15 protein-coding genes are annotated in these 16037 nt (G+C 65.0%); 5 read left to right on the top strand and 10 right to left on the bottom strand.

Annotation, left to right across the window (positions count from 1 at the left end; translation table 11 throughout):
• The first annotated feature begins 152 nt into the window (after window positions 1-152).
• The gene (locus JYA52_RS21270; protein WP_205655374.1) at window positions 153-368 is read left to right on the top strand and encodes a helix-turn-helix domain-containing protein; all 216 of its coding nucleotides are present in this window, start codon (window positions 153-155) and stop codon (window positions 366-368) included.
• Window positions 369-389: 21 nt separating this feature from the next.
• On the opposite strand, the gene JYA52_RS21275 is transcribed toward JYA52_RS21270, so the two are convergent.
• On the bottom strand, window positions 390-962 hold the full coding sequence (locus JYA52_RS21275; protein WP_205655375.1) for a hypothetical protein: 573 nt from the start codon (window positions 960-962) through the stop codon (window positions 390-392).
• 168 nt (window positions 963-1130) lie between these two features.
• Between JYA52_RS21275 and JYA52_RS21280 the strand changes: the two genes are divergently transcribed.
• A complete protein-coding gene (locus tag JYA52_RS21280) occupies window positions 1131-1946 on the top strand; it encodes a LysM peptidoglycan-binding domain-containing protein (protein WP_205655376.1) in 816 nt (271 codons plus the stop codon).
• Window positions 1947-2044: 98 nt separating this feature from the next.
• The gene (locus JYA52_RS21285) at window positions 2045-2473 is read left to right on the top strand and encodes an Rv3235 family protein (protein ID WP_240460650.1); all 429 of its coding nucleotides are present in this window, start codon (window positions 2045-2047) and stop codon (window positions 2471-2473) included.
• An 87-nt stretch (window positions 2474-2560) separates the two neighbouring features.
• Here the strand turns inward: JYA52_RS21285 and secA are convergent, their stop codons facing one another.
• The 7 genes from secA to mtrA all read right to left on the bottom strand — a co-directional run bounded on the left by secA (window position 2561) and on the right by mtrA (window position 12850).
• Window positions 2561-5290, bottom strand: a complete 2730-nt coding sequence (secA, locus tag JYA52_RS21290; protein WP_205655377.1) for a preprotein translocase subunit SecA — start codon at window positions 5288-5290, stop codon at window positions 2561-2563.
• Window positions 5291-5373: 83 nt separating this feature from the next.
• Window positions 5374-6600 carry a winged helix-turn-helix domain-containing protein gene (locus JYA52_RS21295; protein WP_205655378.1) on the bottom strand — a complete coding sequence of 409 codons (1227 nt, stop codon included), beginning with the start codon at window positions 6598-6600 and terminating at the stop codon, window positions 5374-5376.
• A gap of 29 nt (window positions 6601-6629) precedes the next feature.
• Window positions 6630-7355 (bottom strand): ribosome hibernation-promoting factor, HPF/YfiA family, encoded by a 726-nt coding sequence (gene hpf, locus JYA52_RS21300; protein WP_205655379.1) that lies wholly within the window; start codon window positions 7353-7355, stop codon window positions 6630-6632.
• A 143-nt stretch (window positions 7356-7498) separates the two neighbouring features.
• Window positions 7499-8416 carry a ComF family protein gene (locus JYA52_RS21305; RefSeq protein WP_205655380.1) on the bottom strand — a complete coding sequence of 306 codons (918 nt, stop codon included), beginning with the start codon at window positions 8414-8416 and terminating at the stop codon, window positions 7499-7501.
• 72 nt (window positions 8417-8488) lie between these two features.
• Entirely contained in the window at window positions 8489-10189 is a 1701-nt protein-coding gene (locus JYA52_RS21310; protein ID WP_372433969.1) for an LpqB family beta-propeller domain-containing protein, read from the bottom strand.
• Window positions 10190-10203: 14 nt separating this feature from the next.
• A complete protein-coding gene (gene mtrB, locus JYA52_RS21315) occupies window positions 10204-12201 on the bottom strand; it encodes an MtrAB system histidine kinase MtrB (protein ID WP_372433970.1) in 1998 nt (665 codons plus the stop codon).
• Window positions 12176-12850, bottom strand: coding sequence for an MtrAB system response regulator MtrA (gene mtrA, locus JYA52_RS21320; RefSeq protein ID WP_205655381.1), 675 nt, complete (start codon window positions 12848-12850; stop codon window positions 12176-12178). The genes mtrB and mtrA overlap by 26 nt, the downstream gene beginning before the upstream one ends.
• A 149-nt stretch (window positions 12851-12999) precedes the next feature.
• Between mtrA and JYA52_RS21325 the strand changes: the two genes are divergently transcribed.
• Complete coding sequence (locus tag JYA52_RS21325; protein ID WP_205655382.1) at window positions 13000-13728, top strand: DUF4166 domain-containing protein; 729 nt, start codon at window positions 13000-13002, stop codon at window positions 13726-13728.
• A gap of 16 nt (window positions 13729-13744) precedes the next feature.
• On the opposite strand, the gene JYA52_RS21330 is transcribed toward JYA52_RS21325, so the two are convergent.
• Together JYA52_RS21330 and JYA52_RS21335 are read right to left on the bottom strand one after the other, a co-directional pair.
• Window positions 13745-14788: a uroporphyrinogen decarboxylase/cobalamine-independent methonine synthase family protein gene (locus JYA52_RS21330; RefSeq protein WP_205655383.1), complete on the bottom strand. Its 1044-nt coding sequence runs from the start codon at window positions 14786-14788 to the stop codon at window positions 13745-13747.
• A gap of 3 nt (window positions 14789-14791) precedes the next feature.
• Window positions 14792-15241: a chorismate mutase gene (locus JYA52_RS21335; protein WP_205655384.1), complete on the bottom strand. Its 450-nt coding sequence runs from the start codon at window positions 15239-15241 to the stop codon at window positions 14792-14794.
• Window positions 15242-15354: 113 nt separating this feature from the next.
• Between JYA52_RS21335 and JYA52_RS21340 the strand changes: the two genes are divergently transcribed.
• Window positions 15355-16011 (top strand): NADPH-dependent F420 reductase, encoded by a 657-nt coding sequence (locus JYA52_RS21340; RefSeq protein WP_205655385.1) that lies wholly within the window; start codon window positions 15355-15357, stop codon window positions 16009-16011.
• The last annotated feature ends 26 nt before the right edge of the window (window positions 16012-16037 follow it).

Raw genomic sequence — 16037 nt, forward strand, 5'->3', positions numbered from 1 at the left:
TGCTTGCTCCCCCTTGAAGCGTCAGGCGCCTTGGGTGCGCCAGTCATGATTATTGATACGGCATCCTTGGCCAATCGGGAAGTCACGGGACCAAACATCATCAAACTGTGGATAACGGCACCATCGGGAAACGCAGGTGGCAGAATTGAGCTATGCCCCGTTTCCTCACCCTTGCAGATGTAGCCGAGCAGCTTCAGATCAACTCGCCCGCGGCATATGCACTTGTGCGCAGCGGCGAACTGAAGGCCATCCAGGTGGGTGGCCGCGGTCAATGGCGCGTCGAAGAGAAGATGCTCGAACAGTACATAGAAGAGCGTTATGCCGAGGCCAGCCGGATGATCCAAGAGTCCAAGTCGAAGTCGGACTGATCCCCCGCTCCTCCGAAAAAGCTACAGTTCCCCGGGCCGCATTGAACGAAGTGCAAGCAAAGACCCAAAGGGAACGGTTGCAACGTCCACGACGTTCGACGCCCTGCGGGCTTCACCAGGAGGCGTCACAGCAAGGTCCAGGAAGTCCCGCCCCACGCGATCGATGACGCCTGAAATCCGCGCCTCGCCGGCCGTACCTGAGGCCAGCAGGACTGTGAGCGGCGCCCTGTCCCGCGCGAGGCTCCGAAGGGCGTTTGCCAGGCCCAGTCTTCTCCGCACTGCCGATGGCTCGGCCACGGCATACCGGCCAATCCCCCTGTAATGGGACACGGCCGCGTAGGGAATCAGAATCTGGTGCGCTGCCTCATCGATCACCAGACTTTCTGCGCCCGCATGGCTCAAGGTCCCCAGGAAGTCCGTTCCGGACACCAGGTGAACGCCGACGCTCCGTCCCAATGATCCACGGAGCCGATCGGCCATGCCGATGGATGCCAGCTCCGCCCGTGCCCGCTCCGACACTTCCGACTCACGGCCCAGGACCTCGGCCTCGGCCAACTGCGCCTCCAGGTCATCAAACAAGGCATTCCATCGCATGGCGCAACCATAAGCGGGCCGGCGGAAGCGGTCAATGCAAATCAAGGCAGGTCGGCTCTAGACAGCAGCGATCAACGTACCGCAAACTGACCTTATGGCCATCAAACGCATCAAATAGCATCAAACTGCACTAAACGGCATTACAGAGCAGAAGTAAGGATAAGAGGCATGGATCCCTCCACTTCAAAGCCAGCCGGCTCGGACGCTGCTTTGGCGTTCGTCATCTTGGGACTGGGGTGCTTTCTGGCCTTCACCGGGGCAGGCCTCATGGAGCAGTGGCAGCATTCCGCCTCCCGGCGGCAGTCCCTCGCCTTCGAGGATCTGCTCGGCTTCGTGGCTGCAGCCGCAGGGCTCGTCATAGTCGCCTGGTGGGTGCTTTCGCTTGCGGCGGCTTTCGCGGCTGCCCTACTGGAACGGTCCGGCAGGAGGCGCGCCGCTGCCGTCAGCCGGCGCCTCAGCCCGGTGTTCATGCGTCGGCTCGCCCTGGGTGTGCTGGGGATGCAGCTGGTGGCGGCACCCCTCGCCCACGCGGATGCTTCGCAGGGACCGGGACTCGTCCCCAGCCACACGGTTGCACTATCTGCTGCATGGGCGCCGACCCACGACCAGTGCGCCGACAAGCCGGTCCTGTCGCCCGTAAGCCTGGCGTTAGCCACGGAGCCGGCACAGGAAGGCCTCGCCACGGGCCCGGTGGTGGCCGGAACGTCTGATGTGCGGCCGCAGTGGCAGGCCAGTCCGCCTGTTCCGGCGCCCAGGTTCGTCACGTCAGCGCCGGCCAGGGCCGCGAACGAGCTGCCGTCCCGTCGCGAACTCGTGGTCAGATCGGGCGATTCCCTGTGGACGATCGCTGCCAGGCACCTGGGCCCGGAAGCCACCGACGTCGAAATAGCCCGGGAATGGCCACGCTGGTTTGCAGTCAACAGCGCGGTCATCGGCAGCAGTCCAGATCTCCTCCTGCCGGGCCAGATCCTCAGGGCTCCCTGAGCAGGACGGGCACCGCACCGCCTCTCAGCTCCCGCCCTACATCGTGCCTGGCATTCCATGGCGTGCCGTCAATCCATTTCAAGCCAAAGGACCGAATCATGACCGCTGCAACCACTATCCGGAGCGCGGGCACCACAGCGCCACAGGCCGTCCCTTCGATGGGGCCTGATGCGAGTGAAGAGGTGCGGGAGATTTGTGCCATCACCAGGTCTACCGTCCAGGCAGCCATAGAAGTCCTTGCCGGCACCAGGCCGATCAATCAATTGGCACGGCGGCTGGACCAAAGATGCCTGCTGGCGCTCCAGCATCGCGCCTGCCTGACGCGGCGGGAAGCTGCGCGTGCGCCCCGGAAGCTGGGACGCCTCCACCGGAACCCGGCCGTCCGCTCGGTCCGGGCCTGCGAAATTACGCCGGACATCTATGAAGCCAGCGCGGTGGTCATCGACGAGCTGAGGGCACGCGCCGTCGCCGTCCGGCTCGAACGCAGCAAACAGGTCTGGCGGGTCACGGCACTGGAAATCGGGTGAGCATCCAGCGGCGAAGGATCCGCAAACAGCAAGGGACCCGGCACGTTGCCCGGGTCCCTTGCTGTTTGTCGTCAGTACGTTCGGCCCTTAGCGCTTCTTCTTGCCGTCGCGGCGGGCCTGCGAGGCGGCCTTCGCCGGATTCCCGGAGCGTCCTGAGGCCCGGCCTTCGACGCGGGTTTGGGTCCCGCCGCCTTCCGCGGGCGCCGTGTATTGCAGCTGCGCCGGCTTTTCCGGCGCTTCCAGGCCGGCGGCGCGGATCTGGGGCTCGTGATGTTCGGTGTGGCCGCCGGCGGCATCGGCCACCACCACGTCCTCGGCGGGAGTGACTTCAACCTCAAGGTTGAACAGGAATCCAACGCTTTCCTCGCGGATGGCTTCCATCATGGCCTGGAACATGGTGAAGCCTTCGCGCTGGTATTCCACCAGCGGATCACGCTGAGCCATGGCGCGCAGTCCGATGCCCTCCTTGAGATAGTCCATCTCATACAGGTGTTCCTGCCACTTCCGCCCAATGACGGAGAGGACAACGCGCCGCTCGAGCTCGCGCATGCTTTCGGAGCCAATTGCCTCCTCGCGGGCCTGGTACACCAGCTTCGCGTCGGAGAGGATCTCTTCCTTCAGGAACTCGACCGTGATGCGCGATTTTCCGCCTGCCTCATCGATCACATCGTGCGAGGTCACCGTAACGGGGTAGAGCGTCTTGAGGTTCGTCCAGAGCTGGTCGAAATCCCAGTCGTCTCCGTTGCCCTCGGCGGTTGCTTCGTCGATGAGCGCATTAATGGTGTCTTCCAGGAAGAACTGCACCTTTTCGTGCAGGTCGTCACCCTCGAGGATCCGGCGGCGGTCGCCGTAGATGGCTTCGCGCTGGCGGTTGAGAACGTCGTCGTATTTCAGGACGTTTTTGCGCTGTTCAGCGTTCCGGCCTTCTACCTGGCCTTGGGCCGAGGCGATGGCACGGGAAACCAGCTTGGATTCGAGGGCCACGTCATCGGGTACCGAGCTGTTCATGAGGCGCTCGGCTGCCCCGGAGTTGAACAGCCGCATGAGGTCATCAGTCAGCGAGAGGTAAAAGCGCGATTCGCCGGGGTCGCCCTGGCGCCCCGAACGGCCGCGGAGCTGGTTGTCGATCCGGCGTGACTCGTGCCGCTCGGTGCCCAGCACGTAAAGCCCTCCGAGGTTCAGCACTTCCTCGTGCTCCTCCTTGACGGCCTGCTTGGCGGCGTCAAGCGCCTGCGGCCACGCGGCCTCGTACTCTTCGGAGTTCTCCTCAGGATCCAGCCCTTTCCTGGAGAGTTCCGCGATTGCGGTGAATTCGGCGTTGCCGCCGAGCATGATGTCCGTACCGCGGCCGGCCATGTTGGTGGCCACCGTCACGGCGCCCTTGCGGCCGGCCTGTGCAACGATCGCCGCTTCCCGGGCATGGTTCTTGGCGTTCAGCACCTCGTGCCGGATGCCTTCCTTGGCCAGCAGCCGCGAAAGGTACTCGCTCTTCTCGACACTGGTGGTGCCGACCAGGATGGGCTGGCCCTGTTCGTGGCGCTCGGCTATATCCTTGACCACGGCATCGAACTTGACGGTTTCGTTCTTGTAGACCAGGTCCGGCCGGTCGTTCCGCTGCATGTCCCGGTTGGTGGGGATGGCAACGACTCCGAGCTTGTACGTGCTCATGAACTCAGCGGCTTCCGTCTCTGCCGTACCGGTCATGCCTGAGAGCTTCTGGTACATGCGGAAGTAGTTCTGCAGCGTAACGGTGGCGAGCGTCTGGTTTTCGGCCTTGATCTCGACGCCTTCTTTGGCCTCAATCGCCTGGTGCATGCCCTCGTTGTACCGCCGGCCTGCGAGGATACGGCCAGTGTGCTCATCGACGATGAGGACCTCACCGTCAAGGATGACGTAGTCCTTGTCGCGCTTGAACAGTTCCTTGGCCTTGATGGCGTTGTTCAGGAAGCCGATCAGCGGGGTGTTGGCGGATTCGTAGAGGTTCTGGATGCCCAGGTAGTCCTCGACCTTTTCAATGCCGCTTTCGAGGACGCCGACGGTGCGCTTCTTCTCGTCGACCTCATAGTCCTTCTCCGCCTGCAGCCGCAGCACCACTTTGGCGAACTCGCTGTACCACCGGTTGGTGTCCCCCTGCGCCGGACCGGAGATGATGAGCGGGGTCCGGGCTTCGTCAATGAGGATGGAGTCGACCTCGTCCACGATCGCGAAGTGGTGCCCGCGCTGGACGAGTTCCGACTTGTCCCAGGCCATGTTGTCGCGCAGGTAGTCGAAGCCGAATTCGTTGTTGGTTCCGTAGGTGATGTCCGCGGCGTACTGCTGCCGGCGGATGGCCGGGTCCTGGTTGGAAAGGATGCAGCCACTGGTGAGTCCCAGGAACCGGTAGACGCGGCCCATCAGCTCGGACTGGTAGTCGGCCAGGTAGTCGTTAACCGTGACGACGTGCACGCCTTTTCCGGCAAGGGCATTGAGGTAGGCAGGGGCCGTGGCGACGAGCGTCTTTCCTTCACCGGTTTTCATTTCGGCGATGTTCCCGAGGTGGAGTGCAGCACCACCCATGAGCTGGACGTCGAAGTGGCGCAGGCCAAGGGTTCGTGAGGACGCCTCGCGGACGGCGGCGAAAGCTTCCGGCAGGAGATCATCGAGTTTTTCGCCGCCCAGGTGGCGCGCCCGGAGCCGATCTGTTTCTTCCCGGAGCTCTGCGTCGGAAAATGTTTTGAATGAGTCTTCAAGGGCGTTAATGGAATCGGCATAGTTCCGCAGCTGCCTCAGGGTTTTTTTGTCACCTGTGCGGAGAAGTTTTTCGATTAGTGATGCCACGTGAAGTTGCTCCCAGTCTCATGCTGCCGAATTCTGGCGTGTTCAGTCTACGGGAGAGACGCAAAGGAGGTAGTCCTGTTCCCTCAGAGCGGATACTGCCGTCCTACGCCGTGAATGGCCGAGCCCACTGCCGCGGCGAGGTCTCCGGCCGGTGACACGATTACCTCGTCAAGTCCCAGCCACTCGGCCATCAGGAGCAGTTCGGCGGCGAGCTCGACGGCGGTGTCTGCCGGAGCGTCCGGCTCGCCGAAGCATGCCTTGGCCAGCAGCCTGCCGCCGGCGCGGTCGGTCTTCAGGTCGACCCTGGCCACGATGCGGTCACGCAGCAGGAAAGGCAGAACGTAATAGCCGAACCGGCGCTTCGGCTCAGGGGTATAGATCTCGATCCGGTAGTGGAACCCGAATAGCTCCTCCAGCCTTCGCCGCTCGAAAACCAGGGAGTCGAACGGGCTCAGCAGGGCCCTGCCCGTTGCGGTCCGCGGCAGCCGGGCATCGACGTGGCGGAACACTGTACGGTCCCAGCCGCGAACAGTGACCGGCTCCAGACGTCCACTATCGACGAGATGCTGGATGGATACGGCCGCAGCCTTCATCGGTACCCTGAAATAATCGGCAAGGCAGCGCACCGTCCCGATGCCGTGCGCCTTCGCCGCTGCGTCGATGAGCCTGTCCATGGCCGCCTGGGGATCAGGGGCCGCCTCCAAGGCCGCGGCCGGAAGCACGTCTTTGGTCAGGGCGTACCGGCGCTCGAACTGGTCCGTCCGCGATGCGGAAGCGACGACGCCCTCTTCAAACAGGTGTTCCAGGACGCGCTTGACCGCGTTCCAGTTCCAGCCCCAGTTGCCGTGTTTGCGGTCCTCCACATGGCCGATGGTCGCTGTAAGCTGCGCTGCCGTCATGGGTTTTCCGGCGGCCAGGGCCTCCAGCACGAGTCGGGTCACGCCGGAGCGCAGCGCGGGATCCATGGCCGACGCTCCCACCCAGGTGCGGTTCTGCCACGTCACGAGGTCCCGGAAGTGTTCGGGCCGGATGAAACTCGCCTCATGGGCCCAGTACTCGACCATGCGCCGCGGATGCCTGCCCGCCATCTGCTGCAGGATGGCGCGGTCATAGTTGCCCAGCCTGGAGAAAAAAGGCAGGAAGTGGCTCCTGGCCAGGACATTGACTGAGTCGATCTGGACCAGCTGGATCCGGGCAAAGGTCCGGCCCACCGTCCGTGAGGTCACGGGTCCGGTGGGCCGTCCTTTGTCCAGTCCTTGGGCTGCCAGGGCGATCCGCCGGGCCTGTGTAAGGCTCAGCGTTGCAACCATGTCAGCCCTTTCGTTGTAAGGGCACCATCCTAGGCGGTTGCGGCCGCATCATCAGAGCGGTAGGCGTGGATCTTCTCTTCGAAGGTGTTCTCGCCGGGCTCGCAGTAGTGGTCCAGGGTGATGACGCCGTACGTCCAGCCGCGGCGGCGGTACACAACTGAGGGCGCGTTCGTGGCCTTGTCCACGAAGAGGTAGAAGTCGTGCCCGATAAGCTCCATGTTGTCCACGGCGTCGTCCAGTGTGAGGGAGGAAGCCGGGAATACCTTGCGGCGGATCAAAACCGGAGAATCTCCGGCAGGAATGTCATTTTCGACGTCGTAGGGCGACTTCTCGGCCGGCTCCGGCGCAGGCTCGGCGCGGTTGCTCGCTTCGACGTAAATAGGCTCATTGGCGCTGGCGGGCTCCAGGGATGCCGTCGCCTCGCGTACCGCCTTGGGCGTGTGCCGCCCGTGATGGACCTTCTTGCGGTCCTTTGCCCTGCGGAGCCGTTCCAGCAGCTTGTTGTAGGCGAGATCGAACGCGGCGAACTTGTCTGCGGCGCTTGCTTCGGCACGGATTACGGGGCCCCTGCCCAGGACTGTCACTTCAACTGTGAGCTGGTCGCCGGTCTGGCGCGCATTCGTTTCCTTGGAAACCTTCGCATCCACCCGCTGAACCTTGTCCCCAAGCGACTCGATCTTTGAGATCTTCTCGCCGGCGTATTCGCGGAATCGGTCCGAGACCGTCAGATTTCGTCCGCTGATCATGAACTCCATGGTGCCCTCCAAATGACTTCGGTGACACGACGGCGGCACTTCGTGGGGACGATCTGATTGACAGTCGAGCCCCTTTCCGAGCCGCTATCGAAAGGTACAACTGATCTTGGTACCCATACCCGACGTTAGTTCATAGCAACGAGTTATTCATCCTTTCGCCCTTTATTTTTTTCTATGACTCCGGTACCCGGCTTGGGGCCCCGTGGAGGTGCTGCGTCGGGCGCACGGGTGGCCGCCAGGACCACGGCGCCGCGCACCACCGCCCCGGCCTGGTGCAGTGCCCGGGCGGCCTCGGCGAGCGTCGAACCGGTGGTCAGGACGTCGTCGACGATAATGCAGGGACGCCCCGCGAGCCCGCTTCCGCCTGCGGCCCAGCCAACCCGCATCGAGCCGCGTACCCTGCTGGCCCTCGCCCCTCGGTTCAGCCCCTTTTGTCCGCTGGAACTGCCTGTGGCCGCCGCGGGCGCCCTGATTTTCCGGAGGACGTCATGGCATTCCAGGCCGTCGAGGACGCGGTGGCGATGGAGGTGGCGGAGCAAAAGGAGGACCGGCGTGAACCCGCGTTTCCGGTAGGCGGCCTTGCTGCTGGGGACCGGCACCAGCCAGATGTCCCGGCCCCCGCCCACGGCGGCGCGGATCGCCCTTCCCAGCGCCATGGCCAGCGACGCAGTCAGGGGGCCCTGGCCATGGCGTTTGAAGGAGAGCACCGACTGCGCCAGCTCCTCGCGGTAGATGCCCGCCGCCACCACCGGCAACAGGACGGAGCCGTCAGTGCCCATCAGGGCCGGAGCCGAGGACTCGGCCCGGAACGGCAGCCGGGTGAGCAGCCGGACCTGCCTCTCACAGCCGGAGCAGATGGCCCTGTCCTCGTTACCGCAGCACACGCACTCGACGGGCACGGCCAGCGCCAGCACGTCGGCCGCCGCTTCAGTCAACAGATCCGCCGCCCTCAGCAGCCGCCGCCGGTGTTCACTGCGGTGCTTGGCACGTCTGAGCGGCTGGGGCACCAGGTCAGGGTCCCCTGCCGCGCCGCGGACGGGTTCCGCACGTCGGGTCTCCACGCAGCAAGCATTGCCTGGAGAAGGAAGCCATGGAAGACGCCCCCGCGCCGTTGTGGAAAACCCCGGAAAGAATCAGCCCGGGAACGAGGGATCCGTGGGTCCCTTCAGCTGTGGTGACCAGCCGTTACCCAGCCGCTGGAAGATGCCGTCCGCGGACTGGGCGTAAATCTCCTCGGATCCGTTCCCGGCGCTGAGGGACACCAGGCCGCGCCACGGAGCGAGCTTCTGTGGCTGGGTGGAAGTGAGGGAAAGCAGTTCCGGAGCGACGTTCGCCGAGGCCGAACCCTCCATCACCGCCACCGTCGTGTCGCTGACCCAGACACCTTGGTCCGGGCTGGCGCTCGTTTGCAGGGTGATCGGCGAGGTCAGCTCCTTGGGGGTCCCGTCTGCGCTTCGAATGATGCCGGTCACCTGCACCCGGGTCACACCGTTCTGTTCGGAAACGACCAGCGCGCGCACGCCCTCGCGGGAGATGCGGAAATCCTTCACGGTACGGCCTGCCAGCCAGGACGGAGTCAGCGTCACGGACGGCACCGTGGAACCCTGGGCTATTCCGGTGGGCCGGAATGCCGTGAGCTCGGTGACTCCTTGCGCGCCGGGACCGGCGGTCCAGACCCAGTCCTGCAGGCCGAACGACGGGTGGGACAGCGTGCGCCGGGTGATCAGGGCACGCGGGGCCTGCCCCGGAACCATGGAATACAACGTGCTCCGGGTGCTGTCCAGGAATGCCACGGACTGCGAGACCGGCGATTCGGCCGGCGCCCGCGGCTTAAGCCCCGCAACGGACTGCATGTCGGGCAGCGGCGAGATTCTGTTGTTTTCGTAGCGCACCAGCTCGTTGTTGCTGATGGCGACCTGGCGGGCCGGAACGTTCCTGTTCTGAACCGGCGGCAGCACCGAACCGTTGTCCTCAACGCGCACCAGGTCCTGATTGGCCCTGAGCTCCACGTTGATGACATCCGGCTGGCTGCGGAACGTCAGCGCCAGCTGGGTCTGCATCCTCAGCCTGTCTTCAGTGGAGGCTTCGGTGAGTTCCTTGGCAGACAGATCCACCTGTGCCGCTCCCGAGACAACGGGCACGGATTCCCGCGCCAGCTTCATTCCGGACGGGAAGGCGCTGACCACGGCGCCCTTGAGATACGGTGCAGGCCCGCCCAGCAGGGCGCTCGTCATCGACTTGACGGTTTTCTTCTTGATGAACCAGCGCACGTCGGGGACGGCATAGGTGAACGTGGGGTCGTAAAAGTAGATGGGATACGCGCCGTAGATAACCTTGAACGTCTCTTCGGGAATGGCGGTGCCGTCCGGAAGCTTGGATATCCTCCATTCCCCGTCGACCTGGGCCAGGGTGACGGGGATGCTCTCCTTGGTTCCTTCCGGCATCTGGGTGGCCACGCCGTCGGCGTCCACGGAATAGGCAACATCCAGTTCGTAGTTGAAGACCCCCTCGACGCCGGTCCTCACCACCCGCTCGGAACGGAAGACCAGCGTGCGCTGGTCGGGCTTCCAAGCGACCGACGACGCCTGGGTGAGGTACTGGCGTGCCACGGCGTAGTCATCCTCGTAGCCGCTGCCCGCCAGATAGAAATCCTCGATGACCGCTTCGGGGCTGGATCCGGTGCGCGGCGCAACGGGGAAGAAGACCGGCGCGTTGGGGTTACCCGCGCTCTCATCGGTGCTCTTTCCCACCGGACCAGACCGGGGGATCTGGGCGCACGATGCCACGAAAAGAAGTACGACGGCGACGATCGCCGCTCCTAAGCGGCGCACCACCGGCGGCCTCACCCTCACGACCTCTCCCCCGTGGCGGCTCTTTCCGGTGCAACATCGCCGGCAGGCGCGACGTCGGTGTCGCGGGGCGCAGCCGTTCCCTGCCGCCCCTCGGGGACCCCGTCCGTGTCCGGGTTGCCCAGTACGAGGACGGTGCGGTCAACGGCACCGGGCAGGGCGACATCCGCGGGTTCAAGCTGCAGCGGTGACTTCGTGATCGTGCCGCCCTGTTTCAGGGGAAGGGTGAGCCGGAAGTTGGAGCCCACACCCTTGTTTCCCCAGGCCTGGAGCCAGCCGCTGTGCAGCTTGGTGTCCTCTGTGGCGATGGACAGGCCGAGGCCGCTGCCTCCTGTGGTCCTCGCCCGGGCAGGGTCCGCGCGCCAGAAACGGTCAAAGACCCTCGCCGCTTCCGCCGGGGTCATGCCTATGCCGTGGTCCCGGACGGTGACGGCCACCGCCGTCGCGTTGGACGCCACCGAGATGTTCACCGGCTTCCCCTCACCGTGCTCCAGGGCGTTCAGCACGAGGTTCCTGAGGATGCGGTCAATCCGCCGGGCGTCCATCTCCACCACGGTGCTTCCCTCCGGGGCGTTCAGCGTCATGGCCGAACCGTATTCCTCGGCCACTGGCGCGGCGCCCTCCATGACGTGGGAAACGAGCTGCACGATATCCGTGGCCTCCGCGTCCAGCATGGCAACGCCGGCGTCAAAGCGGGAGATCTCAAGCAGATCGGCGAGCAGGGACTGGAAGCGTTCAACCTGGTTGTAAAGCAGCTCCGCGGACCTCTTGTTAATAGGGTCGAAATCGTCGCGGGCGTCGTACAGCACCTCAGCTGCCATTCGCACGGTGGTCAGCGGCGTCCGCAGCTCGTGGGAAACGTCGGAGACGAAGCGCTGCTGCATCTGCGACAGCGTGGCAAGCTGGGTGATCTGCTCCTGGAGGCTGGCCGCCATGTGGTTGAACGATGCCCCGAGCCGCGCCACTTCGTCTTCACCCTTGACCACCATCCGCTCCTGCAATTGCCCGGCCGCGAGCTTTTCGGACACTACAGCAGCATGGCTGACGGGGCTGACCACATTCCGCGTGACGTACCACGCGATGCCGCCAATCATGATGATCAGGGCGGCGCCGCCAGCCCACAGGACGTTTTGGATCTCGTCCAGGGTCTGCTGGGCGGTGTCCAGGTCGTAGATCAGGTAGAGCTCGTAGACGGTGCCGTTGAATGTCACCTTGTTGCCGACGGCGATGCCAGGACGGTCCTCAGTGCCCACCGGAAACTGCATGGACGCCCAGAACTGGTCCTTACCCGAATCCTGGACGGCGGCCCGAAGATCCTTGGGAATGACGCTGACGGTCAGCTGGTCCGAAGCCCGGGACTCCACCCAGCGGTTCCGGGGCTTGGTTTGCTCGGGCATCGCCTCAAAGACGTAGCGCCGCTGGATCACAGATCCTCTGCCTTCGACGGCATTCAGCGTGTCGTAGACGAGGGTGATCACGCTGGACTGGTCGGTGACCTGGGCGCCGTCGAACGTATCCTGCACCTGCTTGACGTTGTACCGGGTCTCCGACTCCGCCTGCGTCAGCCGCTCCTGGAAGAGGTTGTTGGCAATCTGGTTGGAGAGGTACGCCCCCACGATCGCAAAGGAACTTATTGACAGCAGCAGGGTAGTCAGGACTGTCCTGAATTGCAGGGAACGCCGCCACCTGCGCTGGAGGGTGCGCAGCAGGAACCGGATCCCGGGAAAGACCCTGTCCAGCCCGGTACGCACGAGCCGCAGGACGCGCAGCGAGACGATCAGGGCGCGCCGTTTCCAGATCCGCACCCTCAGCGGCAACCCGGCCAGTCCGCCTGAAAGGGCGTCGGTATGCTCCGGAGCGATGTGCTCGGGAGTTGGGTGGGCAGCCTGCGCGTGGGGGCCGTCGGTGCCGCGCGGCATGTCGGATCCGCCGGGGCCCTCGGGGGCTTCGGAGGGATTCTGGCCCTGGGGTTCAGGAACCTGCTTTATAGCCGACACCACGAACCGTCAATACTACTTCCGGCGCTTCCGGATCACGTTCAATCTTCGACCGCAGTCGCTGGACATGGACATTGACCAGCCGGGTATCCGCTGCGTGGCGGTAGCCCCAAACCTGTTCGAGCAGCAGCTCGCGCGTGAAAACCTGCCAGGGTTTGCGCGCCAGAGCGACCAGCAGGTCAAACTCCAGCGGTGTCAGTGAGATCCGCTCGCTGCCGCGGCTCACGGCGTGGCCCGCGACGTCGATGGTGACGTCCGCGATGCGGAGCGTCTCCGGAGCCTTCTGATCGCCGGGCCGGAGCCGGGCCCGCACGCGGGCCACCAGTTCAGCCGGCTTGAAGGGTTTCGGCACGTAGTCGTCGGCACCGGATTCCAGTCCCCGGACGACGTCGGAGGTGTCCGACTTGGCAGTCAGCATGACGATCGGGACATCGGACTCCGACCGGATCTGGCGGCATACCTCGATGCCGTCTGTCCCCGGGAGCATCAGGTCCAGCAGCACCAGGTCCGGCTTCGAGGAGCGGAAGATATCCAGGGCCTGCCCGCCGTCCGCGCAAAAGACCGGCTCAAAGCCGTCATTGCGCAAAACAATGCCGATCATTTCAGCCAATGCCTCGTCATCGTCCACTACCAGAATGCGTGCCTTCATAGTTATATATTCCCTTATTGCCCTTGCTTTGTCCTATTGACGGCATTCTCGGCATGGCGTCGCGGGGCTGTGGCACAGCCCCGCGACCCGGGCCGCGGGGCAGCCCGCTAGGATGCAGCAGGACACGCCAAGCCCACCAGGAGGTTCCAATGACCATGCCGATCTACGAACAGGCGATGGGCGCCGGGTTCGCCCGGCTGCAGCCTGAACTCCAGGACTACTTTTCGCTCGCCCCGGGTTCAGGCACATATGGCGTGGGCGAAGGCACCTTTGACGTCGTTGGGTGCCGGCAACAATGGCTGCGGCCGCTGCTCCGGATGACGGCAGGAGAACAGGCCTTTTTCCCCGAATACGGCGAAAGCGTGCCGTTCCGGATCGAAAACCACGCGCATCTTGACCCGTTCGGCCGTTCCAGCCTGACCGCCCGGCGGGAGATTTTCTTTCCCGGCCGCACCAGGATCTTCCAGGACACCACCAGCGTGTCTTCGGCGGCGTCCGGTGTCTCCGGCGGGCAGGCCAGGCTCGTTGACTATGTGGGCAGGTACCGCCGGCTGGTCACCGACCTCAACCTGAGCGCAACCCCGGAGGGCAGGCTTCGCGGCGTCTCCGAAGCATCCCGGCTGTTCCTGGGTCCGCTCCGCCTGCCCCTGCCTGCTGCACTCGACGCGAAGGCCTATGCCGAGCAGTGGTGGGAGCCGTCAGACGGGGACCGTGGCCGTCACCGCATCCAGGTGAAAGTGATCCAGCCGCAGGTCGGACTGGTGCTGGTCTATGCCGGGCACTTCGAATACCGGCTTGAATCGTATGCGGAGGGCAATGCGACGCCGGGCTTCCTGCCTGGATATGCCGCTCCCGATCGCTGGGAACAGCGGAGCTGACGTCGCGGCGGGTTGTTCAGCCCAGCGCAAGCTGGTTCAGGGCGTCGGCACCGTGGGTCAGCCGCGTGAGCACTGCGGTGGCGCCCGCGGGCGTGAATCCGTCGAGGCCCCCGGACGGGGTGATCCTGAGCGTGCACAGCGCCGCCGCAGGTAGGCCGAGCTGCCGCCAGGGACGCCACACCGCGTCGGCAACCTCGCCGGCCTTCGCGAGGTCCGCCGCGGGGTTGTCCACGGCCAGGGCGCCCGCCCACAGTCGTTTGCCTCCCTCAACGGCCTCCGCCAACTGCTCCCACTGGCGTGACGTGAGCGCTTTGAGGGGGACGGCGATGCCGTCTGCACCGGCCGCGAGGATCCGATCAATGGGCGCCTCAATTTCGGGCACGGAAATGACCACCTCGGTGGCGCCGGCTGCGCGGAGGGCGTCAACCACAACGCGCCAAAGCTCCGACACCTCCTGGCCTGGGACCGAACGCAGCGTCCGGTAGCCACTGGACGTAGGAATGGTGCCGCCCAGCACGGAGGCAATGTCCGGTTCGTCAAGCTGGACTACCAGCCGGGCGCCGGGAACAGCAGCCCCCACCCGGGCCAGGTGCTCCCCCACTCCGGCGGCAAGGGAAGCAGCAATATCGCGACGGGCACCGTAGTCAATCAGCGCGCGCTCACCGTTGTGCAGGTGGAGCCCGGCCGCCAGGCTCAACGGCCCCCGCAGCTGGACCTTGAAGTCCTGAGCCGGATTGTCCTCTTCGCCGGCGACGTCCGCGAGCACGTTGATGTCAGTGGAGAGCGCCGACTTCGCCCGGATAAGGTCCCGCCCCGGACGGTCAACAATGCGCCAGCCGTGCGGCTGCACGTCCACTGCCATCTCAACCAGCAGGGACGCTGTACGGCCGATGGCGTCGGCGCCCACTCCGCGGCCGGGCAGTTCGGCAAGATACGGAAGGTGCGGGCTGCCAAGTTCGCCGCGGATGCTGCGGGTGGCTTCAACCGGATCCTGCCCGGGCCATGGTCCGAGCGCGGTGGCTGTGACCTCACGCTGCTGGGGCTCTTCTGCTGCAGGCACGGCTTAGGCGTTGAGCGGCGTCGTCGGGCCTGCGGCGGAGCTGGCCGGCCCGCCACCGTCACCTCCGGGCCCCCGGCCGGCGGCATTATGGTGATCCTCGGCGATGGCCTCATGGTGACGGATGACCTCGCCGATGATGAAGTTGAGGAATTTCTCCGCGAAGGCGGGGTCCAGCTGGGCGTCTTCGGCGAGCCGCCGCAGCCTGGCGATCTGGGCCGTTTCGCGGCCGGGGTCCCCCGCAGGGAGCCTATGCGCGGCCTTCAGGAACCCCACCTTCTGCGTTGCCTTGAAGCGTTCCGCCAGGAGATACACGAGGGTTGCATCGATGTTGTCGATGCTGGACCGGATCGACAACAGCTCCGCCATCACTGCGGGATCCACATGCCCGGCCAGCGAACTCGCGGCGGGATGGTAGGACTCACTGTCAGGCAGATCATGGTTTAGCTCGGTCATGATTCCAGTCTATGGGCACGGCTGGAATCTCTGCCGGTGTTAAGCTGCCCTCCGCGCCGGCGCCGGACGGACAATGTAAGTGTTCCGCAACAGACCGATGACGGAGGTTGGACATGAGGATCGCAGTGCTGGGTACGGGCGTTGCGGGCAGGACCCTGGCGGGAAAACTCGTGGAGATTGGGCACGCCGTCACCATGGGGTCCCGGACTGCCACCAACGAGGCAGCCGTGCATTGGGCTGCCGGCGCCGGGCCGCTGGCCAAAGCCGCCACTTTTTTCGATGCAGCTGCGGATGGGGAGGTGGTGATCAACGCAACACCGGGCACGGTGTCCCTCGACGTGCTGGCGGCCGCGAGCACCAGGAACCTCGACGGCAAGGTGTTGATTGACGTGGCCAATCCGCTGGATCATTCGGCGGGGTTCCCGCCGTCGCTCTCCATAGCGAATACGGACAGCCTGGCGGAAACCATCCAGCGGGACTTTCCCACCGCCAGGGTGGTTAAGGCCCTGAACACCATGCGTGCCGACGTCATGGTGGCTCCGGAGCGGCTGGCCGGCGGTGACCATGATGCTTTTCTGGCCGGCGACGACGCGGACGCCAAGGAAGTGGTGCGGGGGCTGCTCGCGGAATTCGGCTGGCGGCCGGAGCACATCCGGGACCTGGGCTCCCTCGATGCAGCACGCGGAATGGAAATGTGGCTGCCGCTGTGGCTGCGGATCTTCATGACGCAGGGCAACAGCCCGTTCAACATCAAGGTGGTTTCCGCCTAGCGCCGCCCCCATGTCCGCAGAACGGG

The sequence above is a fragment of the Arthrobacter pascens genome (assembly GCF_017052465.1).
In the GTDB taxonomy this organism is placed as follows: domain Bacteria; phylum Actinomycetota; class Actinomycetes; order Actinomycetales; family Micrococcaceae; genus Arthrobacter; species Arthrobacter pascens.